The organism is Billgrantia gudaonensis, from assembly GCF_900100195.1.
Classification (GTDB): Bacteria; Pseudomonadota; Gammaproteobacteria; order Pseudomonadales; family Halomonadaceae; genus Halomonas; species Halomonas gudaonensis.
Genome location: NZ_FNES01000006.1, coordinates 190,647 through 214,077, shown reverse-complemented (window position 1 = coordinate 214,077; position 23,431 = coordinate 190,647). Strand labels below are relative to the sequence as shown.

Genomic DNA, 23,431 nt, shown 5'->3' with positions numbered 1-23,431 from the left:
AGCCACGTTGAATATAATCCGTCAACATGCTCGCATCAATCGACTTCCGGCTCGAACCCCAGTTCGACGACCTGCAGCGCATCGGCATCGCCCGGTGCTCTAGGCATACCTTCGAGGACTTCACCGTTTGCCGCTATTTCGGAGCAGGCGCCATCGTCCGGATAGGTGGACAGCACGCTCGCCACGGAAGGCGTGCTCTCCGCTTCCTCGTCATAGTGCGTCGCATGAACCGCCGATGCATAGGCGCGCACGTCCGCCAGGCAGGCAGCATTGGCGGCACGTTCCCGAAACCCCATGTATACCGGAATGGCGATGGCGGCCAACACGCCGATGATCGCTACGACCACCAAGATTTCGATCAGGCTGAAACCCCGCTGACCGGCTTTACCGCTTTCCCGCGTTGCACGTTTCATCATCCTTGATTTCCTTCGATGGCGTCTTTTCCATGAACGGCACCCACCCATCACATGACTTAACCAGCGATCGAATTCTGAAATCAACCGTTCACCGCCAATTCCAGAACAACCAGTGATCGGGATCGATCAGCTGCATGCACTCCAGCCGTCCCTGAGCCCAGAAGCGCGGATAGAGATAAGCGCGGCCAGCCTCCTGCATGCAGACTCGCGTCGAGGCCACCGACAGTTCGTAAAGCTCCCATCCGGCCACCGCCAGATAAACCATGCAAACTACCAGCAGTGCACCCAGCACCTTGGCTGCCACTGGCCAGGGCGGAGAGCCGGCCGGTTTTTTCGGTGGCGGCAAACCGGAGTGGCGATGACCGAATACCAACCCGATGGCCAGCACCATCACCAGCGAACTCAGCGGAGCGATATGCGCCCCGCTGAACTGCACGTTGACCATCACCCCCACGAAGGCCATCACCAGGCAGGCGTAGAGTGGCTTGTCCCCTACCGGCATGGTACGAGCCCTTCTGGCAATGACGAAACAACCCTTGACCACTAACGCCAGCAGCAACAGTGCCAACGGCAGCCCCCACTCCGCCGCAGTATTGAGGAACAGGTTGTGGGCACTCGCACTGCGAATCTGGCCGTCGCCGGCGAACATCATCGGCCCGATGCCGAACGGGAAGTGCTCGATGGAATAGCGCAACGCATCCGCCCAGAGATCGAGACGACCGCTGCTGGTGGTGAGGTCGCGCTGAAAGGGCGATTCGGCCCCCTCTGCCAGCAACGGGTTGTAGAGCCACCAGCCCAGCAGGCCGACCAACGCCGCGACCGACAGCGTGGCCACCGGAAAGCGTGCCTGGCGGCCGAACAGCCATACGGCCACCGCCATGGCGGAAACGAGCGCCAGAATGCCGGCCCGCGCCTCGGTCACGAACAGCAGATACCACCACACCGCCAGCGGCGGCAGGCACAGCAGCGCGGCCACGCGTGACGGCACCGAACGTGCAGTGACATAGAGCAGCGCCAGCGGCATCAGCCCCGCGGCGATATCGGAAAACAGGCGAACGTTGGGCAGGCCCGGGGTGATGTCTCGGGCCTCCAGAAACTCCCAGCGCCAATAGATGGCATCCAGAGCCTGGAATCCATAGATGGCGCAGCCCAGCAGCATCAGACCACCCAACACTTGCCAGACGAGGACACTACGTATCGACGCGGCTATCGCAGCAACCGATAGCAAGGCTGAGCCTGTTACTGTCCAAAAAGCGAATTCGAGAAAACTGGTAAGAGGTGCTGGACTTACCAACACCATCAATATTAAAAAAACTAAAAAAACAATGATGATAAAAAAACAAAAAGGAGAAGACAATATCAATATAAATAAATTCAACAGCCGAATGCGCTGAAGAAAAAAAGCAAAACCGAGAATACAAAAAACAAAAACCAGAACCAACAGCCGAAGCTTAAAAAACACATACTCAAGCATAAAAAAGCCGGCTTAAAGCCGGCTTAAAAAAATACTACAAACTACCAACATTTACTTGAGCACCAATTGGCACAGAAACACTCTGTCCTCTTTCAGAGCTAGTCGCACTAAGGCTATCAGTCCCCAAGCTAACCGTATCTGAATCGCAGGCACTCCAAGTATAGTCGCTCACCGTAGTACCGCCAGTGATTAGAGCTGTTCTAGCTGCAGAGAGTTCTTGTTCACACGCAGCTGCAGCTGCATTATCCTGATAATTTGCATACTGCGGAATCGCAATCGCCGCCAACACACCAATGATCGCCACCACGATCAGCAATTCGATCAGCGTGAAGCCGCTCTGCTTGCCGGTCGGCGCTTTCTTCATTTGATTCATTTCCATGGTCTCTTTCATCGCCCTGGGTTCCCCTTGGTTGCCTCGACTCTCGTCCGGCGGGCCTTGGCCGCGCCTTCCCCTTGCTGATTTCGCACGACACACTCACCCGTGCGTGATCTCTAAAAACGACCGCCGAATCCGACGTTCCGCTGACAGTATGGCATCTCCGATGGGTCGGCAAGGGCTTTGTCCCACCCCTTTGCCCGATGTCAAACTCAGCGTAAGGTACGAGTTCGTTGATCGCCCATCTTTGGCATGATGGCATCGATACTGCCGCTGTCGCCACCGGCGGGTTACAATGAAAACAGTGTTTCTTCAACGTTTCCAGCTCGCCGGGCTCGCCACACCGGTGCGCGAGGTACCACGGGGTTGCCATGACCGATTACCCGACACCGCCCAACGCCGCTGCCGATGCCCCGCTGAAACGCGCCGCCCAGCCGGGCTCGCTGCGCGGCCTGGCTCGACGCCTGGTGGAAGACGAGCAGCTGTCGCTGGCCGCTGCGGAGCGCGCCGAGCAGGAAGCCCGCGAAGCCGAGGTGACCCTGCTGCGCCACGTGATCGACGCCGGCCTGGTGACTGCCCGGCGCGCCACCCTGAGCGCTGCATGGGAGTACGGCCTGCCGATCATCGACCTGGACGCCGTGCGCCTCTCCAGCTTGCCGCCGGCGAGCGAATACCCGGAAAAGCTGCTGCGCAAGCTCGGCGTGGTGCCCCTGACACGGCGCGGGCACCGGCTCACCGTGGCGGTGCCCTACCCCTCCACCCTGGCTCAGCTCGACGACCTGCAGTTCGCCACCGGCCTGAGCATCGAGGCGGTGCTGTGTCCGGTGGATCAGTTGATGCCGTTCCTCGAGGCCTATCTCGCCGCGGGTGAGACGAGCATGATGGACGAGCTGGCCGGGGTCGACGACGCCATCGGCGAACTGGAATACGACGAAGGCGAGGACATCGGCGACCAGGGCACCACCGATGCCGCCCAGAGCGCGGCGAACGATGCGCCCATCGTCAAGTTCGTCAACAAGGTACTGCTCGACGCCATCCGCCGCGGCGCCTCGGACATCCACTTCGAACCCTACGAGACGAGCTACCGGGTGCGCATGCGCATCGACGGCATGCTGATCGAGGCTGCCCGGCCACCGTTCGCCATGCGCACGCGCATCGCCGCACGCCTCAAGGTGATGGCGCGGCTGGACATTTCCGAACGCCGCCTGCCCCAGGACGGCGCCATCAAGCTCAAGGTCTCCAAGAGCCGCACCATCGACTTTCGCGTCAACTCGCTACCCACGGTCTACGGCGAGAAGATCGTGCTGCGAATACTCGATCCCGCCTCGGCGCAGCTGGGCATCGACGCCCTCGGCTTCACCCCCGAGCAGCGCGCGCTCTACGAGGGCGTGCTCGAACACCCACAGGGCATGATCCTGGTGACCGGCCCCACCGGCAGCGGCAAGACGGTCACTCTCTACACCGGGCTCAACATCCTCAACCAGATTCAGCGCAACATCTGCACCGCGGAAGATCCGGTGGAGATCAAGGTGCCGGGGGTCAATCAGGTCAACGTGTTGCCCAAGATCGGGTTGGACTTCGCCAGCGCCCTGCGCGCCTTTCTGCGCCAGGACCCCGACGTGGTGATGGTGGGCGAGATCCGCGATCTGGAAACCGCCGAGATCGCCGTGAAGGCCTCGCAGACCGGCCACCTGGTGCTCTCCACGGTGCACACCAACTCGGCCTCGGAAACGCTGACTCGCCTGGCCAACATGGGCGTGGCACCGTTCAACATCGCCAGTTCGGTGAGCTTGATCATCGCCCAGCGGCTGGCGCGGCGGCTGTGCAAGCAGTGCCGCCAGCCCGCGGAGATCCCCCGCGAGGCGCTGCTGCGCGAGGGCTTCACCGAAGCGGAAGTCGAGAGCGCCACGGTGTTCGAGGCCGTGGGGTGCCAGCACTGCACTCAGGGCTACAAGGGGCGCGTGGGCATCTATGAAGTGGTTCCCGTCTCCAGCGCGATGAGCCAGCTGATCATGCGCCAGGGCAATGCCATCGACTTCGACCAGTTGGCCCGCCAGGAAGGCCATCCGGACCTGCGCCGCAGCGGGCTTCTCAAGGTGATGCAGGGAGTGACCAGCCTGACCGAGATCAACCGCGTGACCAAGGATTGATCCTCACCCAGCCGCTCTACCCACTTGGCAGGAACCCGCGATGGCAACTCGAACCGCACAGCAACCCCGCAAGAAGCCCAGGCTCTACCGCTGGAAATGGACCGGCAAGGGCCCCGGCGGCCGCCCGGTCAAGGGCGAAGTGGTGGCCGGCCAGAAGTTCGAGGTGGAAAAGGAACTGGCCGGCCAGAACATCATCGTCAAGAGCATTCGCCGCAAGAGCGGACTGGGTGGCGGCATGGGCAGGGTCAAGCCGCGTGACGTGATGCTCTTCGCCCGCCAGATGGCCACCATGATTCGCGCCGGCGTGCCGGTGCTGCAGGCCTTCCAGGTGGTGGCGGAAAGCATCCGCAAGCCCGCCATGAGCGCCGTCGTGCAGCAGATGATGAACGAGGTGGCGGCGGGCTCCAGCTTCTCGCAGACCCTGCGCCGCCATCCCGAGCACTTCGATTCGCTGTTCTGCAACCTGGTGGAAGCCGGCGAGACCTCCGGATCGCTGGACGGCATGCTGGAGCGCATCGCCAGTTACAAGGAGAAGGTCGAGTCGCTCAAGGGGCGCGTCAAGAAGGCCATGTGGTACCCCGCCGCGGTGATCGCCGTGGGCGTCGGGGTCACTGCCCTGCTGCTGATCAAGGTGGTTCCGCAGTTCGAGAGCCTGTTCCAGGGCTTCGGCGCCGAGCTGCCGGCGATGACGCAGATGACCATCGCCCTCTCCGAGTTCGCCCAGCAGTACTGGCTGCACGGTTTGGGGGCCACCGTGGCCGGCGTCTTCCTGCTGCGCCAGGGCATCAAGCGTTCCGAGAGCTTCGCCTACCGCATGCACCGCCTGGCACTGAAGATTCCGGTGATCGGCGACATCCTCGACAAGTCCGCCGTGGCGCGCTATGCACGCACTCTGGCCACCACCTACGGCGCCGGGGTGCCGATGGTCGAATCGCTCGACATCTCCGCCGGAGCCGCGGGCAACCTCGTCTACCAGCGCGCCATCGAGCAGGTGCGCGAGGACGTGGCCACCGGCCAGCAGTTGCACTTCGCCATGCGCCTGACCGAACGCTTCCCGCCGCTGGCAGTGCAGATGGTCGGCATCGGCGAAGAATCCGGCGCACTGGACGCCATGCTCAATCGCGTGGCCGACTACTACGAAGAGGAAGTCGACAACAAGGTCGACGCCCTCACCTCGCTGCTCGAACCCTTCATCATCGTCGTACTCGGCGTACTGGTCGGCGGTCTGGTGGTCTCCATGTACCTGCCGATCTTCGAGCTTGGTACAGTACTTTAAGCGAGTTTTTCAACGCCACGAGGTGCGCTCTTGCTGGTCGACCTTCCCCCCGCTCTATTCTGGCCGCTGGCCGCCTTCCTGGGCCTGTGCCTGGGAAGCTTCCTGAACGTGGTCATCGTGCGTGTGCCGGTGATGCTGATGCATGGCTGGCGCGCCGAAGCCCGCGAGGCCCTGGAGCTGTCCGAAGAGGAACGCCCGCGATTCAACCTGCTGGTGCCGCGCTCGATCTGCCCGCACTGCGAACAGCCCATCGCCTGGCACGACAACCTGCCGCTGCTCGGCTGGTTCAAGCGCCGCGGACGCTGCGCCCACTGCCAGGCACGCATCAGTCCGCAGTATCCGCTGGTGGAACTGGCCGGCGGCGTGCTCACGCTCGCCGTGCTGGGGCTGCATGGGCCTACCTGGCCGGCACTCTTCGTGCTCGGCGCCTGCCTGACACTGCTCGCCCTCACGGTGATCGACTTTCGCACCCAACTGCTGCCCGACGTACTGACGCTGCCGCTGCTGTGGGCGGGCCTGGCCTACCAGCTGCTGTTCCAGCCGCTGATGCTCGCCGACGCGGTGATCGGCGCCATGGCCGGTTACCTCGTGCTGTGGAGCGTCTATTGGCTGTTCAAGCTCGTCACCGGCAAGGAGGGCATGGGCTACGGCGACTTCAAGCTGCTGGCCGCCCTTGGCGCCTGGCTAGGCTGGCAATACCTGCCGCTGGTGCTGATCCTCGCCGCCGGTACCGGCGCCATCATCGGCATTGCCATGCAGCTCGTCCTGCCCCGTCTGCGCGGAGCCCCCATGCCCTTCGGTCCTTTTCTCGCCATGGCCGGCTGGATCGCCCTGCTCATCGGCGAACCGCTGATGGCGGTGTATCTTTCCTGGACGTCATGACGATACCGCCGAGCGCAGGGAGTCACGCATGATCATCGGTCTGACCGGCGGAATCGCCTCGGGAAAGTCCACCGTGGCTCGCGCCTTCGAACGCCTGGGCATTCCCTGGGTGGATGCCGACGACGTGGCCCGCGAGGTGGTCGAACCCGGCGAGCCGGCATTGGCCGAGATCGTCGAGCGCTTCGGCGACCGAGCGCTCAACGAGGACGGCAGCCTGAATCGCCGCGCGCTGCGCGAGATCGTCTTCGCCGACGCCGACGAACGGCGTTGGCTCGAATCCGTCACTCACCCACGCATCCGCCAGCGCCTGGTCGCAAAGCTCGAACGGCTGCAGGCCGGCGGCGCCCCCTACGTGCTGCTGGTCTCGCCGCTGCTCTTCGAGTCGGGCCAGGCCGAGATGGTCGATCGCAGCCTGGTGATCGACGTGCCTGAGGCCGTGCAGATCGCCCGTACCGCCGCCCGCGACGACGTCGACGAATCCCAGGCCCGCGCCATCGTCGCCGCTCAGATGCCGCGCGCCGAGCGCCTGTCTCGCGCCGACGACGTGATCGACAACGGCGGCGACGAAACCGCGCTCGAGGCGCAGGTCGAACGACTCGACCAGCAGTACCGGCGGCTGTCATCCACCGGGCTTTCCTCGCTAGAATGAGCAGCACATTCCCGACACGAGCGGACCCATGAGCCAAGCGCAGCCCCCCTTGACCGTCGCCTGCCCGCAGTGCCGCCGCAAGGTCGAATGGCGAACGGACAACCCTTACCGCCCCTTCTGCAGCGAGCGCTGCAAACTGCTCGACCTGGGCGCCTGGGCCGAGGAGTCGCATCGCATCGCCGGCGAACCGGCCCTTGACGAAACCAACATCGACGAGTGGTTGGCCCGCGCCGATCGAGGCGACTGAGATGAGTCACGTAAACGCCCCGGAGTATCGCCTGCTGGCGGAGCTGGAGGCCGCTTTCGACACCTTGATCGAAAACACCGAGGCGCTGTTGGCCGCCTACGCCCGCTCGCCCGGCGAGGCCTGGGCCTTCCAGGCCGAAGCGACCACCGAGTGGCTACGCCAGGCCCTGCTCGACTTCTGGTATCAGGACGGCCAGGACGGCCGCGTCACGCGTAGCCACGTGGGCCTGGTGGCCGCCGACGACGCCTTGCTGGAACGAGTCGCTGCGGTGAACGTCGCCAAGGCCGAGTTCGCCGCCCTGCTCGGCCGCATTCGCGAGGCGCACCCGCCTCTCATCGCCGAGATCAAGGCGGTGCTACCCTTCCGACGCCCCGAGCTGCATCAGCACCTGCGCGGCAGCGGCCTGGCACGCCTGCACCTCAAGCAATGCTGGCGGGCGATTCCGGTGGCCGAAGCGCCGGTGGCGCGGGTGCGCCTCGCCTGGTACGCCAGTGGGCGTTCCATCAAGCGCCTCACGGTGCGCGAGGCGGAACGGAAACTGCTCGCTCTGGATACCGACGCTCCCCACGTGCGCATCCAGCTGCGCAAGCTGGCCGGGCTTCCCGGCAGCGAACCGCTCGCCCAGGTACAGGGCCAGGCACCGCTGATGCGCGCCAACCTGTTTTTCACCGAACCGTTAGCGGATGGGCGCACGCGGCGCGCGCTCAACGTCGCCCTGCCGGTATTCATCCCGGCGCCTCGCGGCCGGCTGCCACACTGCAACGAGCCCCCCGCCACCCCGCCCGAGACACGCACCCGGGCACGACGTCGCGACGAACGCCTGGAAGCGGAACCCTTCCTGCCCAGCCTGCGCATCCACCGCTACCGTCAGGACATGGCTTGACCCGTATCATGCGCGGAAGGGCTGGCTCAGCCATACTGAATGGCATTCGGTGACAGCCATGCGGCAAGGAGACCCAGGACGTGGATGCGCAGGACAGCATGAGCCCTCTATCCGTCGCGCAGATCTATCGAGCCTGCCCGGAAGACCTCTTCGACTTCGAGGTCACCAGCGAACTTGGCTCGCTGGACCTGCTCAGCAGCCACCGCCGCGCCCGGGATGCCCTTGACTTCGGCACCGCCATGCGCAGCGAAGGGTTCAATCTTTTCGTGCTCGGCCAACCCGGCCACGGCATGCACGACATGACCGGGCGCTTTTTGGCCGAACGCTCCCATCACGAGCCCACTCCCCCCGACATCGCTTATCGCTACAACTTCGATGACCCGGCTCGCCCCTGTTACCTGTCGTTGCCCACCGGCACCGGACGCGTGCTGAGCGCCGACCTCGACAACCTCGTCGACGAACTGCGCACGGCGATCCCCGCGGTATTCGAGAGCGACGAGTACCAGAACCGCCTGCACGAACTGAAGCAGGCCATGGGCGAGCGCCAGCGCGATGCCATCGAGGCGGTGCGCCGCGAGGCTCGCGAACACGACATCCTGCTGCTCTCCACGCCCAACGGCTTCACCTTCGCTCCTGCGGCCGACGACGACAAGATGATGTCGCCGGAGGATTTCCAGAAGCTACCCGACGATGACCGCGAACGCATCGAAGGCACGGTGGCGATCCTGCAGAAGAAGCTCACCGCCGCCATTCGCCGGATGCCGCGCCTGGCCAAGCAGCTGCGCGAGCAGGTCGATGCCCTCAACGAGGAAATGCTGGAGTCGGCCATCGGCACACCGCTGGAGGAACTGGAAGAGCGCTACGCCAACCACGAGGGCGTGCTCGCCCATCTGACGGCGATTCGCGAGGCGATTCTGGCGCACGTCGGCTCCTTCATCGAAGACGAGCCGGACATCCCGCCGGAGGCCGTTTTCAGCCGCTGCCATCTCAACTTGATCGTCGACAACCAGGGCACGGACGGCGCTCCGGTGGTCTATCTCGACCTGCCCAGCCACCAGCATCTGGTGGGGCGCATCGAGCATCACGTACACAATGGCACCCTGCTCACCGACTTTTCGCTGATTCGTGCCGGCGGCCTGCATCGCGCCAACGGTGGCTACCTGGTCCTCGACGCCCGCACCCTGCTCACCCAACCCGGCGCCTGGGAGACGCTCAAACGCGTGCTGCGCGCCGGCGAGATTCGCACCGAATCGCTGGAACAGGCCTACGGGCTGATCAGCACCACGACCCTGGAGCCGGAACCGGTGCCGCTCGATCTCAAGGTGGTGCTGCTCGGCGAGCGGCTTCTCTACTACCTGCTGTGCGAGCACGACCCGGATTTCCTGGAACTGTTCAAGGTGCAGGCGGATCTCGAAGACGACCTGCCGCGCAACGACGAGAACCTCCCGCTGTTCGCCCGGATGCTGGCCACCCAGGCCCGCGAGGCGGCCTTGCGCCCCCTGGACCGCAGCGGCGTGGCAGCGGTGATGGAACGCGCCAGCCGCCTGGCCGACGACCAACGCAAGCTCACCGCCCGCCACCGAGCCCTGGGCGACCTGTTGCAGGAGGCCGACCACTGGGCAGGCCAAGCCAGCGCCGCGGTCATCGCCCGGGAGCACGTGGAGAAGGCCGTCTCTCAGCAGCTGTGGCGTGCCGGCCGCCTGCGCGAACGCAGCTTCGAGCAGATCGTCCGAGGTACCCTCGCCATTCGCACCGAAGGGCATGAGGTGGGCCAGGTCAACGGCCTTTCCGTGCTCACCCTGGGCGACTTCGCCTTCGGTCAGCCCACGCGCATCACGGCGACGGCACGGCCCGGCGCCGGCCAGGTGGTCGACATCGAGCGCGAGGCACGCCTCGGCGGGCGGATTCACTCCAAGGCGGTGATGATCCTGTCGCGCTGCCTGGCCGGCCGCTACGCACCGGACACGCCATTGTCGCTCTCCGCCAGCCTCGCCTTCGAGCAGTCCTATGGCGGGGTCGAAGGCGACAGCGCTTCGGTGGCCGAAGCCTGCGCCCTGATTTCGGCCATTGCCCGAGCGGGCATCGACCAGCGCCTGGCCGTCACCGGCTCCATCGATCAGTATGGTCGCGTACAGGCGGTGGGCGGAGTGAACGAGAAGATCGAGGGCTTCTTCGAGATCTGCCGAGCCCGCGGCGAGCTGAATGGCCACGGGGTGCTGCTGCCCACCACCAACGTGGAGCAGTTGATGCTCGGCAACGAAGTTCGCGAGGCGGTTGCCGACGGCCGGTTTCGCCTCTATGCCATCGCGGATCTCGACCAAGCGCTGACCCTGCTCACCGGCCTGCCGCTGGGCGAAGCCGACAGCGAGGGCCGCTACCCCGCAGGCACGCTCAACGCCGGGGTAATGGAGCGCCTCGCCGCCTTCCACGAGGCGGTGAAACGCAAGGCTGAGGGGAATGACGGCGACGAGGGCGGTCAGGACGAGGAGGTCGACGACCATGATGGCTGAACGCTCCGACGCTGGCAGCGCAACGCCCCCTCCGCCCGACCGCCGGACAGGAGCCGGGCCACCCCCTTCGGAACTCGCCCGCGTGCTGGCCCTGCTCGATGCATCGCGCCACAGCCTGGTAGCGCTGGCGGTGGCGGTCGACCTGGCCAGCCGCCGTCGCGCCGAGCTGGTAGCGCTCTACGTGGAAGACCTCGACCTGCTGAGCTGCGCGGGATTCCCCTTTGCCTGCGAGATCGGCGCCCAGTCCGGGTTGGTCCGACCGCTTTCGACGTCCGGCCTCGAAGCGGCCATCGCCCGCCAGCGCAGCCGTATCCACCAGGCGGTGGAGCATGCCGTGGCCGGCCACGAACTGCGCCACCGACTGGAGGTGAGCCGCGGCCAGGTGGTGGCGGAAACTCTGGCCAAGGCGACCCCCGGCGACGTTCTGGTGATGGGCAAGGCGGGCATGTCGGAACGCTTCGGCCCGCGACTCGGCTCCACCAGCCGCCGTCTGCTGCTCCAGGCGCCCTGCGCCGTGCTCGTATGGGACGAGCGCCACGTCTTCCGACGCGGGCCGCTGCGTCTGGTGGAGCACGACCGGCATCCGCTCGAGGCGGGAACGGTACCGAACTGGCTGGCCGCCCTGTTCGATGGCGTCGCCCCCCTGACCGCTCACTGCGCCGGCGAGCTGGAGCGGTTGCTGGCACGCAGCGAAGCCGGTGGCCTGCTGCTGCACCGAGCCCAGCTCGCCCGGCTGCTGGACGAAGACCCGGACATGCTGGCTCGCATTCCCCTGCCGGTGGTAGTCGTCCACTGAAGCGTCCATCCTGGGCGTCGAATCGCCCCGGGAAGACGCCTACGGCAGGTCGCGCATCAGCAGCGCAAACTCGATGCGCTCGGGCGCAATGGCGTCGCCGGGTACCGGGATGCGCACCCGATGGCCGGAGCCGGGAGCCGCCTGCACCGACTCGCCGCGACGGTTCTCGATATGCTCCAGCGTGAAGCGACGGTTGCCGCCGGGCAGCATCAGTTCCACGCCGTCGCCCACCTCGAAGCGGTTCTTGACGTCGATCTCCAGCGTGCCGCGATCCGGATCGTAGCCGATCACCTCGCCGACGAACTGCTGATGAACGCCCACCGAGTGGCCACGCTCGTAGTTCTGGTATTCGTCGTGAACGTGCCGACGGTAGAAGCCTTCCGTGTAACCGCGGTTGGCCAGGTTGTCGAGCTCGTCCATCAGGCGCATGTCGAAGGGCCGGCCGGCCACGGCGTCGTCGATGGCGCGGCGATAGACCTGCGCGGTGCGCGCCACGTAGTAATGCGACTTGGTGCGCCCCTCGATCTTGAGCGAGGAGACTCCCATCTCGGCGAGCCGCGGGACGTGCTGTACGGCGCGCAGGTCCTTGGAGTTCATGATGTAGGTGCCGTGTTCGTCCTCGAAGATCGGCATCAGCTCACCGGGGCGAGTGGCGTCCTCGATCAGCGCCGAAAGCTCGTCCTGGCCTTCCACGCCACCGGCGGTGGCCGTGCCGTGACGGGTGCTGCCACCGCCCGAGGCGATCAGGCCGCCCTGCCCCTCCGGCGTCCACACGCCGCTGCCGGCATGGGCCGCGGCCGAGTTGGCCGGCACCAGGTCGCCGGTCTCGTCGTGAGCGGCGGCCACGGTGTTGTACTGCCAGCGGCAGGCATTGGTGCAGGTACCCTGGTTGGGGTCACGGTGGTTGAAGTAGCCGGAGAGCAGGCAGCGGCCGGAGTAGGCAATGCACAGTGCGCCGTGGACGAAGGTCTCGATCTCCAGATCCGGGCACTCGGCACGAATCTCGGCGATCTCTTCGAGGGACAGTTCCCGCGACAGGATGATGCGGCTGATGCCCTGCCGTTGCCAGAACTTGGCCGCTGCCCAGTTGACCACGTTGGATTGCACCGAAAGATGGATCGGCTGTTCGGGCCAGCGCTCGCGGATCATCATGATCAGGCCCGGGTCGGACATGATCAGCGCGTCGGGGCCGGCCTCGATCACCGGCTCCATGTCGCGCAGGTACGTTTTCAGCTTGCTGTTGTGCGGAGCGATATTGGACGCGACGTAGAACTGCTTGCCGCGCTCACGAGCGTAGGCAATGCCCTTGTGAAGGTTGTCGAGCTTGAAGTCGTTGTTGCGTACGCGCAGCGAGTAGCGTGGCTGCCCCGCATAGACGGCATCGGCACCGTAGGCGAAGGCATAGCGCATGTTCTTGAACGTCCCTGCCGGGGAGAGCAGTTCGGGAGCTTGCATCAGGGGGTCACCGTTGTCAGGACGATGAAAAGGGGCCGAGAGTCTAGCAATTGGCGCCGATCCTGGCCAGATCATGGCCGATTGCGTAGGCTGATGCGCCCCGCCTTTCAGTACGAGGAGAGCTGGCCATGATCGACGAAATCGGAGGGTGTCGCCCCGGCTGCGGGGCCTGCTGCATCGCACCGTCGATCAGCTCGCCGATTCCCGGCATGCCGGACGGCAAACCTGCAGGGGTGCGCTGCGTGCAGTTGGATGAGGCCAACCTGTGCCGGCTGTTCGACGACCCTCGCCGCCCCGGGGTCTGCCGCCGCTTCGACTACGATGCCGAGCTGTGCGGCGCGAATCGCGCCCAGGCGCTGGCGCGCATCGCAGCGCTTGAACTCGCGACTTGAGCCGCTTCTCGAGCCCGCCGTGGGCTTGCTTTTCTCACCCGCCGACGACTCACTCCTCTACCTGAACCTGAACGGCCACGGGCTGGCGTCGATCGAGGAGGGTGCGCCAGCGCACCAGCACCGGCGCATCGCTGTGGCTCACCTCGCCCAGCAACGTCCGACAGACTTCACGGGCGGCGGCGTCACGCGCGTCGACCAGCGTCAACCAGGACTCCAACGCGCACAGCTCGAGGTGGCGGTTCTCATGACGACGTGCCACCTCCAGCCCTTCCTCCACCAGGCGGCGGACCTCGTGCTGGGGATGCCCCAGACGCTGACGCACCTTGGCCAGTTGAATCGCCAGCTCGGGAGCGAAGAGCGTGCTGCGTTCGCGCGCGATCATCAGGCATTGGTCGAGGTAATCCTCGGCCTGGGCGTACTCGCCCAGGGCGATGCAGGCATCGCTGTACCACAGCGTGGGGCGGTGAAAGCGATCGCGACCGGTGATCTCGCTGAGTTCTTCGAGGGATTCATCGATCAGCGCCAGTCCGTCACGATCGCCGGAAAGCGCGCGACGCCAGCCGAGCACGGCCTGGCCGGTCACTTGCCACAAGTGCAGATCCGGCGTTTCGGTGAGCTCGACGGCCTGCTCGGCGCGACGCGCGGCCAGATGAACGTGCCCCATCTGACGATAGAGGGAGGCGGCGAACAGCAGTGCCATGGCCAGCGAACCGGGATGGCCGATGCGCTCGGCCAGGCGGATCGCCGCCTCGACCTGCTGCTCGGCCCGTCGGTAATCGCCACGCAGACACATGGTCCAGCCCTGGAAGCAGGCAGCGGCGACCTGGGGATGGTCGGAGAACGGCAGCCATTCGATCAGCATCGGCTGCTCGAGGGGATCGATTTCGTCGAGATGCTCGTAGGCCTGGCGAATTCGTCCGGCCCAGTATTCGCAATTGGCCCGCGCGTAATCCGCCAAGCGACGGTAACGCGGATCCTCCAGTCGCGCGGCGAGGTCGGCCAGCTTCGACGCCAGCGAAAAGGCATCGGCGTGGGCGTGGCGCTGGCTGCAACCGACCCACAATCCCCACTTGACCAGAAACGCCTGCTCCAGGTCTTCCGGGTCGTCGCCTACTCCGGCTTCCTGTCCGACCAGCAGTTCGCGGGCTTTCACGAAGCTCTCGTGGGCGGTGGGCGAGCCATGGCCTTCCAGCGCGAAGGCGGCCTGCCCACGCACGGTGAGCAGGCTAATCTCGCGCTCCTCCTGATTCTCCACGTGGCGCAGGCTGGCCAGGCCGAAATCGGCCATGCGCAGCGCGGTACGGTTGGCGCTGACCTTCAGCGCCTCGCGCGCGGCGAGTTCGAAGTAGCGGGCGCCGCGGGCGTAGTGGCCACTGCGCCGCAGGTGGGTGGCGAAGTCGCCGGGATGGCGACTGATCCACATCGGGAAATGCTCCTCGATGAGACTGACCACCTGGCGGTGAATGCGTACCCGTACGTCGCGCGGACACGACAGGTAGGCGGCTTCCTGCAGCAACTGGTGGCTGAACTGGAATTCGCGGCCGCCCTCCTCGCCGCTGGCCGGCTCGATGATCTCCAGGCGGCGCATCTGTTCCAGCGCGCGATTGAGGCGCGGCATCTCCCAGCCGCTGCATTCGGCCAGGAAGTCCAGCCGGAAGCGCCGACCCAGCACCGCCGCCACATGGGCGACCTCACGATCGCCGTCGAGCTGGTCGATGCGACTGGCGAGCAGCCCCAGCAATCCGCGGGGCAGCTCTTCGAGATGCACGCTGCGGCCTTCGCGGCGATCCATCTCCAGACGCCGGCAGATCTCCTGCATGTAGAGCGGCACGCCGTCGCAGCGCTCGATGATCTGGCCGCGCAGGCGCGGGCTCAGGTGCAGGCGATAGCGGCGCGCCAGCTGCGACAGCAGCCGCGACGACTGCATGGCATCGAGACGTCCCAGCGTGACCTGCTGATCCCAGTGCAGCCGGGTGGGCAACGCCTCACGCCCGTGGTGGCTAGCCACCAGCAGAAAGGCACAGTTGATGGGCAGACGTGCCTGCAGGCCGGTGAGCACTCGGAAAGAGGGTTCGTCGAGCCACTGCAGATCGTCGATCATCAGCACCAGCGGCCGTTCGGCGGTTTGCCGTTCGATGATCCGGCACAGCAGCGCCACTACACGCTCGGCCGTCTCGCCGCTCTTGGCGAGCTGCGTCTCTTCCGACGACTGGCGCACCCCCAGAGCGGCTTCCAGCCGCTCGCGCTGCTCGCCTTCCAGGTTCCCGTCGGTGTGGATTTCGAGCAGTTCCCCGAGCCCCTCGGCATTCAGTTCACCGCCGAGATGCCAGCGCAACAGGGCACGGGCCACGCCAAAGGGTTCGAGTACCGAGAGCCGCGTGGTGGGCTGCCAGCAAATGGCGGCATCGCGACTCAGCTCCAACTGACGAAAGCCCACCATGAGCGCCGACTTGCCCATGCCCGAGGCCCCGCGCACCAGCACGCTCTGACGCAGACCGATGCCGGCACGAGCCAGGGCATCGCGCAGCACGCGCAGGGAGCTTTCCCGCCCCACGAGGCTCGGCGGCATGGCATCGCGGCCGCCTTCGTTCGCGCCCAGGACCAGCGCCCGCAGGCGCACCCGGCCGTCACTGGCCACCAGCCGCGAAGCGAGCCGCGGCTGCAGGTCGAGCGCCGGTGGCATGTGCTGGCTGGCTTCCTGAGAGATCACCAGCTCGCTGCCCTCGGCGGCATCCATCAGCTCCACCGAACCTTGAGTCACCTGCCCCAGGGGATCGACCAGATGGCGCTCCGGCAGATAGACCACGCGCCCGCTGTTGAGGCCGGCGGCCAGCTCGATACGCGGCGGTTCGCCCTCTCCGCTCCAGTGCCGAGCGACCTCGTCGGGCAGCACTCGGCGGCAGTGTTCGTAGAGCGCCACCAGCTCGGCGAGCTGGTGGGCGGGCCCATGGGTGCCGAAACAGGCCAGCCCCAGCCCGCCAGTGGCACCGGGTAGCCAGAACCCGCCCAGGTGGCGACACTGCTGCTCGAGCCAACGCATCAGCTCGATCTGCAGGGTCAGGCAGGCACGCGCTTCATCGCGGGCGGAGAGTTCCCCCTTGAGCCGCAGGCGAATGGCCATCACCGACAGCTGTCGCTGTTCGATCTCGTCATCGCGCAGCGGCGAGCTGTCGGCGGCCAGCGTGCGCGAGAAGGCGCCCTGGGGCGACATCCCCTGCAGGTCGGGCTGACCGTCGGACCAGTAGCGGGCGAGCTGCAGAAAGCCAGGCTCGGGTTGCTGGCCGGAAAGCGCCAGCAGCTGCAGGTAGGCGTTGTACTGTTCATGCGCGGCGGCGAGTTGATCCTGCTCGGCCAGTTGGCGCACCAGCCGCTCATGAAAGGGCCCGTAGCCGGAGAAGCGGCTGACCAGCGCCTCGAGCAGCCGGTCGGGCACTTCGTCATGCGCCTCGAGAACCGCCTCGGCAAAGCGGATCACGCGTTGGCGCCACTCGTTGCGAAGCTGCACGAGCCAGCGCTGAAACTCCGTGCACGACGGTAGCTGCAGCTCCTCGACGAGGTCACCGCGATAGTGCTGAAGCACCGCTTCGAGGTTGTCGACGTCTTGCGGCCCCTCAAGCAGCCGGTCGAGGACGTGGAGATCGAAGCGCCACGACTCCGGCAAGCGAAAGGCGATGGTCTGACGCGAGACGACCAGCACCCGCTCGGCCTCTTCGCCGAGCGACTGGCGCAAGCAGTGCAAGGCATGGCGGAGGTTGGTACGTCCCGACGACAGCCCCTGATCCGGCCACAGCAACTCGGCCAGACTGGCGCGATTGACCGGCTGCTGATGCAGCAGCAGATAGATCAGCAACGCCTTGACCTTGTCGTAGCTGAACTGGGTCAGGACATCGTCGCCCAACGACAGCGAGAAGTGGCCAAACAGCGCCAGCCGGTCCCGGTCGGTCTCGTGAACGTCTGAAGCGTCCTGCATGTTGGCACCCTGCGTGGCGGTGCGGCCGTTTCAGGCCGGTACACCGCTATGGAATCGAAATTCGGTATCCGGCGTCACGATCAATTCGCGTTCACGCTCGGCGAAGAAGGCCACTCGATCCTCGATGGGCGACGGCGCCAGATGCTGCGCCAGCATCAAGTAATCCTCGTAATGGCGACCTTCCGACTTAACCAGACTGCGATAGAACTTGGCAAGCACCTCATCCAGGTGGGGGATGAGGCATGCGAAGCGCTCGCAGCTGCGCGCTTCGATGAAAGCGCCAATGATCAGGATATCGACCAGCCGATCGGGTTCTTGAGTGCGCACATGACGTCGCAACCCCTCGGCATAGCGCGAAGCGCTCAAGTGGCGATAGGCGATGCCGCGCGCCGACATGAGATTGACCACCTGCTCGAAATGCAGCAGCTCCTCGCGGGCGAGCTGGCTCATCTTGGTCAGCAGCAGCGGTTCGCTGACATAGCGATAGAGCAGACTCATGGCGGTGGATGCCGCCTTCTTCTCGCACTGGGCGTGATCGATGAGCAGCAGCTCCGGGTTGGCGAGCGCCCAGTCGACCCAGGCATGCGGCGTGGCACAGCCGAGAAACTCGAGCAGGTCGGCAGGCAGCAACGCCTCCTCGGCACCGGACACTGATGGGGAAATATCGGGAGCAGCCATAGCGATCCTCTTCACAATCACCGCTCATGGTAACCCGCTCCCGGTCGAGGCCAAAGTACCACCTGAAATGCGCCTTCCGTTCGGCGATGTCCCACGCTGCAGGGCATGACGCGAGGTTCGCCCAAGGTCTCGTTTGCCGAAAGTTCTAGGGGCCTGACCGGCGGCTCACCTTAACATTGTCGACAGTTTGCCGTAGAATCCCGCCACCCAATGACCCGTGGTTTGTCAAGACCGACCGTCAAGACCGTTTCACGGCCGGGACGGGGCACTGGCGGCGTTACGCCACTCTCCCGCCCCGGCTACCACAACACAGATGAGGGCCCCCAACGTGCTTGAAGCCTATCGCCAACATGTCGAGGAACGCGCCGCCGAGGGCGTCCCGCCCAAGCCCCTGAATGCGGAGCAGGTGGCCGAGCTGGTCGAACTGCTGAAGAACCCGCCCGCCGGCGAAGAGGAGTTCGTCCTCGACCTGCTGACCAACCGGGTGCCGCCGGGCGTCGACGAGGCCGCCTACGTCAAGGCCGGCTTCCTCACCGCCATCGCCAAGGGCGAAACCCAGTCCCCGCTGATCGACAAGATCCATGCAGTGAAGCTGCTGGGGACCATGCAGGGCGGCTACAACATCGTCTCGCTGGTGGAGCTTCTCGACGATGCCGAACTGGCCAAGGAAGTGGGCGAACAGCTCAAGCACACCCTGCTGATGTTCGACGCCTTCCACGACGTGGAGGAGCGCGCCAAGGCCGGCAACGCCGTGGCCAAGGACGTCATCCGCTCCTGGGCCGAGGCCGAGTGGTTCCTGTCCAAGCCGGCCCTCGAGGAGAAGATCACCCTCACCGTCTTCAAGGTGCCGGGCGAGACCAACACCGACGACCTCTCCCCGGCGCCCGACGCCTGGTCGCGTCCCGACATCCCGCTGCATGCCAACGCCATGCTCAAGAACGAGCGCGACGGCATCGAGCCGGAAGAGCCGGGCGTCAAGGGGCCGCTGGGCCAGATCGAGGCTGTCAAGGCCAAGGGCCATCCGGTCGCCTACGTCGGCGACGTGGTGGGTACCGGCTCCTCGCGCAAGTCCGCCACCAACTCGGTGCTGTGGTTCTTCGGCGACGACATTCCCAACGTTCCCAACAAGCGCGCTGGCGGCTTCTGCTTCGGCGGCAAGATCGCCCCGATCTTCTTCAACACCATGGAAGATTCCGGCGCCCTGCCCGTAGAGATGGACGTCGCCAAGCTCGACATGGGCGACGTCATCGACGTCTACCCGTATGAAGGCAAGGTCTGCAAGCACGGCACCGACGAGGTGCTGACCACCTTCGAACTGAAGACCCAGCTGATTCTCGACGAGGTGCGCGCCGGCGGCCGCATTCCGCTGATCATCGGTCGCGGCCTGACCGCCAAGGCACGCGAGTCGCTGGGTCTGGCACCTTCCGATGTCTTCCGTCTTCCCGAACAGCCCACCGACACCGGCAAGGGCTACACCCTGGCCCAGAAGATGGTCGGCAAGGCCTGCGGCATGGAGGGCGTGCGCCCCGGCATGTACTGCGAGCCGAAGATGACCACCGTGGGCTCCCAGGACACCACCGGGCCGATGACCCGCGACGAGCTCAAGGACCTCGCCTGCCTCGGCTTCCAGGCCGACCTGGTGATGCAGTCCTTCTGCCACACCGCCGCCTACCCGAAGCCGGTCGACGTGGACACCCACCACACGCTGCCCGACTTCATCATGAACCGCGGCGGCGTCTCGCTGCGTCCGGGCGACGGCATCATCCACAGCTGGCTGAACCGCATGCTGTTGCCCGACACCGTGGGCACCGGCGGCGATTCCCACACCCGCTTCCCGCTGGGCATCTCCTTTCCGGCCGGCTCCGGCCTGGTGGCCTTCGCCGCTGCCACCGGCGTGATGCCGCTGGACATGCCGGAATCGGTGTTGGTGCGCTTCAAGGGCAAGCGTCAGCCCGGCGTCACCCTGCGTGACCTGGTTCACGCCATCCCGCTCTATGCCATCAAGGACGGCCTGCTGACGGTCGAGAAGTCGGGCAAGAAGAACGCCTTCTCCGGTCGCGTGCTGGAGATCGAGGGCCTCGAGGACCTCACCGTCGAGCAAGCCTTCGAGCTCTCCGATGCCTCCGCCGAGCGTAGCGCCGCGGGCTGCACCATCACGCTGTCCGAGGAGAGCGTGACCGAGTACCTGAAGTCCAACATCACTCTGCTCAAGTGGATGATCGCCAACGGCTACGGCGACCGCCGCACCATCGAACGTCGCATCCAGGGCATGGAAGAGTGGCTGGCCAACCCGAGCCTGATGCGCGCCGACAAGGACGCCGAGTACGCCGAGGTGATCGAGATCGACCTCGACGAGCTCGACCAGCCGGTGCTGTGCGCGCCTAACGATCCGGACGACGCCCGCCTGCTCTCCGACGTTGCCGGGGAGAAGATCGACGAGGTGTTCATCGGCTCGTGCATGACCAACATCGGCCACTTCCGCGCCGCCGGCAAGCTGCTCGAGAAGCAGCCGGCCGGCAGCCTGAAGACCCGCCTGTGGCTGGCACCGCCGACCAAGATGGACCAGCATCAGCTCACCGAGGAGGGCTACTACGGCATCTACGGCCGCGCCGGAGCGCGCATGGAGATGCCGGGCTGCTCGCTGTGCATGGGGAACCAGGCCCGCGTGGCCGCCAAGAGCACCGTGGTGTCCACTTCCACCCGCAACTTCCCCAACCGCCTGGGCGATGGCGCCAACGTCTACCTCGCCTCGGCGGAACTCGCGGCGGTGGCCGCGGTGGAGGGTCGCCTGCCCACGGTCGAGGAGTACCGCCGCTACATGGTCGAGTTCGACGCCATGGCCGGCGAGATCTATCGCTACATGAACTTCCATGAGATCGAGGAGTATCAGAACGCCGCTTCCAACGTGATTCCCGTCGCCCAGGAAGCCTGATACCCTGTCTTTCGACGCCGATGCTCGCACCATCGGAGGTCGTCGTTCGCGACGGCCGCGTCCGATACGGAAGCGCCCCTTGCGGGGCGCTTTTTTCGTCTACGGTGAGCCGGCCTCACGCCGTCCAGTGGAACCGCGTCCCGCACATCACTTGACCTGTATCAGCATGCCAATACGGTACGGAACTGGTAGGGTGTGCCAATCGTAACGACAGCCCCTGGGACCCATACCCCTTCCAGCGCGAGGCTCACGAGACCGTGAACGAGCATTCCCCATTCCCTACCGGCGAGTCACGGCTCGCCGAGGCCTTGAGCGGCTGTGCCGAAGAGCCCGTCCACATCCCCGGCGCCATACAGCCGCATGGCTGCCTGCTCTGCCTGGATGTCCAGAAGGAATCGATACGTCAGGTGAGTGCCAACCTCGCAGACGTGCTGGGCATTTCCCCCGAGCAGGCGCTGAGGGAATCTCCCCGGCATCTGCTCGGCGACTCCCTCTACGAGTCGCTCGTCCACGCACTGGCTTCTCCAGGAGACGTTCCCGAATCCCGCAGCGCCCACCTGGGCCCCGAACAACGCCGTTTTCAGTTGACCGCCTATCGCAGCGGAACATGGCTGGTCGTCGAGCTGGAGCCGCTGCTGCATGAAGACGACCATCGGCTGTTGGTCACACTCAACCGCTGGCTGATGACCATGGGTGAAACCACCGGCCAGGAACAGCTGTGGAATCAGCTGGTGGCGAAGGTACGCGAGATCACCGGTTTCGATCGCGTGTTGATCTACCGTTTCGACGAGCGCTGGAACGGCAGCGTGGTCGCCGAAAGCCTCGCCGAGAACGTCGACAGCCTGCTCGGGCATCACTTTCCGGCCAGCGATATCCCTCCCCAGGTCCGCCATCTCTACGATCGCAACCGATTGCGCAGCATACCCGATGCCACGGCGCCGGCGGTGCCGCTGCTGGCGCCCCCCGAGGGCGGCAGCGACCCGCCCCTCGACCTTTCGCTCGGCCTGCTGCGGGCCGTCTCGCCGATCCACCAGGAATATCTGGCCAACATGGGCGTAGCCAGCGCACTCTCGGTGGCGCTGCACGATGACGAAGAGCGCCTCAGCGGTCTGCTCAGTTGCCACGCCTTGGATGCACCGCTGGCTCTCTCGCCCAGCGTGCGCGATGCCGTGCATGCCTTGGTGCTGATCGCCGTACCCCAGCTCATGCTGCTTCGCAGCAAGCACGAAAGCGATCTCCTGCAACGCGTTCAGGTGGGTCGCGAGCTGTTGAACAAAGCCCACGAACGCTGGATCGACCCCGACCTGATCGTAAGCCAGCGCGGCACCGAATGGCTGGAATTGTTCCGCGCCGATGGCCTTGCCCTGCTGCACCGTAACCGCTGTGGGCGTCGCGGTTCGCTTCCCGATGCCGCGAATCTCGAACGTCTGGTGACCTGGCTGGGAGAGCATGCGGACCGCACCGGCGCCTGGTATAGCCACTGTCTGAAGGAGACGCCGCTGGCCGACTGGCGCAGCGAGTCTTGCGGCCTGCTGGCCGTCCTGCTGCCCATCGATACCGAGCAACCCAGCTGGCTGCTGCTGTTTCGCAACGAGCAGGTGACGACCCGCCGCTGGGCCGGCAAGCCGGAGAAGCGTGCCAGGACGAGCGGTGACAAGCTGGTGCTGGCACCGCGCCGTTCCTTCGCCGAATGGCAGGAGAAGGTCAGCGATCACAGCCGAGTATGGCGCCGCAGCGAACGCCGCGCCGCCAGCGACCTGGCCGAGAACCTCGCGGCGATCATCGCCAGTCACGAAATACACTTGCTCAACGCTCGGCTGCGTCAGGTCAATGACCGTCTGGAGCGCCTGGCCTCGCACGATAGCCTCACCGGGGTGTGGAACCGCTATCGTATCGAACAGGCCATCGAAGACGAGATTGCCGCCGCCACGCGCTATTCACGCGACTGCGCCCTGCTGCTCTTCGATGTCGACCATTTCAAGGCGGTCAACGACGATCATGGCCATGAGGTTGGCGACAAGGTATTGATGACGCTGGTCTCCCGCGTGGAGGAAACGCTGCGCGAAACGGACCGGCTGGGGCGCTGGGGCGGCGAGGAGTTCATCGTTCTGGCCACCGGCACCGATGCGCGGGGGGCGGAAGAGCTGGCCGAGCGAATACGGCAACGGATCATGGACACGCACTTCGAGGAAGTGGGGCGGGTGACGGCGAGCATCGGCATCGCCGCCTGCCGACCGCAAGACGACCTCAAGACGCTGGTCGCGCGCGCCGATCATGCGATGTACCAGGCCAAGCAGACCGGACGCAACTGCGTGCACAGCGCCGACTGACTCCCAGCCCTTCGA

At 65.6% G+C, this 23,431-nt stretch carries 17 protein-coding genes and 1 pseudogene; 12 read left to right on the top strand and 6 right to left on the bottom strand.

The window, feature by feature from the left end; genetic code table 11:
• Nucleotides 1-35 precede the first annotated feature (35 nt).
• Both BLP96_RS09580 and BLP96_RS09575 read right to left on the bottom strand, forming a co-directional pair.
• Nucleotides 36-416: a type II secretion system protein gene (locus BLP96_RS09580; RefSeq protein ID WP_089685513.1), complete on the bottom strand. Its 381-nt coding sequence runs from the start codon at nucleotides 414-416 to the stop codon at nucleotides 36-38.
• A gap of 88 nt (nucleotides 417-504) precedes the next feature.
• A complete protein-coding gene (locus tag BLP96_RS09575; RefSeq protein WP_176761500.1) occupies nucleotides 505-1,575 on the bottom strand; it encodes an O-antigen ligase family protein in 1,071 nt (356 codons plus the stop codon).
• Between BLP96_RS09575 and BLP96_RS20115 the strand changes: the two genes are divergently transcribed.
• On the top strand, nucleotides 1,556-1,810 hold the full coding sequence (locus BLP96_RS20115; RefSeq protein WP_176761499.1) for a hypothetical protein: 255 nt from the start codon (nucleotides 1,556-1,558) through the stop codon (nucleotides 1,808-1,810). The genes BLP96_RS09575 and BLP96_RS20115 overlap by 20 nt on opposite strands.
• 329 nt (nucleotides 1,811-2,139) lie before the next feature.
• Here BLP96_RS20115 and BLP96_RS09570 read toward each other — a convergent pair.
• A pseudogene (locus tag BLP96_RS09570) lies at nucleotides 2,140-2,254 on the bottom strand (type IV pilin protein); the annotation flags it as partial.
• Nucleotides 2,255-2,637: 383 nt separating this feature from the next.
• On the opposite strand from BLP96_RS09570, the gene pilB reads away from it, so the two are divergent.
• The 8 genes from pilB (at nucleotide 2,638) to BLP96_RS09530 (ending at nucleotide 11,659) form a co-directional block, all read left to right on the top strand.
• Nucleotides 2,638-4,416, top strand: coding sequence for a type IV-A pilus assembly ATPase PilB (gene pilB / locus BLP96_RS09565; protein WP_089685510.1), 1,779 nt, complete (start codon nucleotides 2,638-2,640; stop codon nucleotides 4,414-4,416).
• A gap of 40 nt (nucleotides 4,417-4,456) precedes the next feature.
• A complete protein-coding gene (locus tag BLP96_RS09560) occupies nucleotides 4,457-5,692 on the top strand; it encodes a type II secretion system F family protein (protein WP_089685508.1) in 1,236 nt (411 codons plus the stop codon).
• A 30-nt stretch (nucleotides 5,693-5,722) separates the two neighbouring features.
• Nucleotides 5,723-6,574: a prepilin peptidase gene (locus BLP96_RS09555; protein WP_089685506.1), complete on the top strand. Its 852-nt coding sequence runs from the start codon at nucleotides 5,723-5,725 to the stop codon at nucleotides 6,572-6,574.
• 28 nt (nucleotides 6,575-6,602) lie between these two features.
• Nucleotides 6,603-7,223: a dephospho-CoA kinase gene (gene coaE, locus BLP96_RS09550; RefSeq protein ID WP_089685504.1), complete on the top strand. Its 621-nt coding sequence runs from the start codon at nucleotides 6,603-6,605 to the stop codon at nucleotides 7,221-7,223.
• A gap of 28 nt (nucleotides 7,224-7,251) precedes the next feature.
• The gene (gene yacG / locus BLP96_RS09545) at nucleotides 7,252-7,470 is read left to right on the top strand and encodes a DNA gyrase inhibitor YacG (RefSeq protein ID WP_089685502.1); all 219 of its coding nucleotides are present in this window, start codon (nucleotides 7,252-7,254) and stop codon (nucleotides 7,468-7,470) included.
• A gap of 1 nt (nucleotide 7,471) precedes the next feature.
• Complete coding sequence (locus BLP96_RS09540; RefSeq protein WP_089685500.1) at nucleotides 7,472-8,353, top strand: DNA replication terminus site-binding protein; 882 nt, start codon at nucleotides 7,472-7,474, stop codon at nucleotides 8,351-8,353.
• A gap of 98 nt (nucleotides 8,354-8,451) precedes the next feature.
• Complete coding sequence (locus BLP96_RS09535; RefSeq protein WP_089685557.1) at nucleotides 8,452-10,863, top strand: Lon protease family protein; 2,412 nt, start codon at nucleotides 8,452-8,454, stop codon at nucleotides 10,861-10,863.
• On the top strand, nucleotides 10,853-11,659 hold the full coding sequence (locus BLP96_RS09530; protein ID WP_176761498.1) for a universal stress protein: 807 nt from the start codon (nucleotides 10,853-10,855) through the stop codon (nucleotides 11,657-11,659). Before BLP96_RS09535 ends, BLP96_RS09530 begins: the two co-directional genes overlap by 11 nt.
• Nucleotides 11,660-11,698: 39 nt before the next feature.
• Here BLP96_RS09530 and trhP read toward each other — a convergent pair whose 3' ends face one another.
• On the bottom strand, nucleotides 11,699-13,114 hold the full coding sequence (gene trhP, locus BLP96_RS09525; protein ID WP_089685496.1) for a prephenate-dependent tRNA uridine(34) hydroxylase TrhP: 1,416 nt from the start codon (nucleotides 13,112-13,114) through the stop codon (nucleotides 11,699-11,701).
• A gap of 128 nt (nucleotides 13,115-13,242) precedes the next feature.
• Here trhP and BLP96_RS09520 point away from each other — a divergent pair, with 128 nt between their 5' ends.
• Entirely contained in the window at nucleotides 13,243-13,506 is a 264-nt protein-coding gene (locus BLP96_RS09520; RefSeq protein WP_089685494.1) for a YkgJ family cysteine cluster protein, read from the top strand.
• A gap of 49 nt (nucleotides 13,507-13,555) precedes the next feature.
• Here the strand turns inward: BLP96_RS09520 and BLP96_RS09515 are convergent, their stop codons facing one another.
• Complete coding sequence (locus tag BLP96_RS09515) at nucleotides 13,556-17,476, bottom strand: ATP-binding protein (protein ID WP_089685492.1); 3,921 nt, start codon at nucleotides 17,474-17,476, stop codon at nucleotides 13,556-13,558.
• A 30-nt stretch (nucleotides 17,477-17,506) separates the two neighbouring features.
• Nucleotides 17,507-18,154, bottom strand: a complete 648-nt coding sequence (locus tag BLP96_RS09510) for a MiaE family protein (protein ID WP_089685490.1) — start codon at nucleotides 18,152-18,154, stop codon at nucleotides 17,507-17,509.
• A gap of 328 nt (nucleotides 18,155-18,482) precedes the next feature.
• Between BLP96_RS09510 and acnB the strand changes: the two genes are divergently transcribed.
• Together acnB and BLP96_RS09500 are read left to right on the top strand one after the other, a co-directional pair.
• On the top strand, nucleotides 18,483-21,086 hold the full coding sequence (gene acnB / locus BLP96_RS09505; RefSeq protein ID WP_089685488.1) for a bifunctional aconitate hydratase 2/2-methylisocitrate dehydratase: 2,604 nt from the start codon (nucleotides 18,483-18,485) through the stop codon (nucleotides 21,084-21,086).
• Between the two features lie 257 nt (nucleotides 21,087-21,343).
• Complete coding sequence (locus tag BLP96_RS09500) at nucleotides 21,344-23,416, top strand: sensor domain-containing diguanylate cyclase (protein ID WP_089685487.1); 2,073 nt, start codon at nucleotides 21,344-21,346, stop codon at nucleotides 23,414-23,416.
• Nucleotides 23,417-23,431 lie beyond the last annotated feature (15 nt).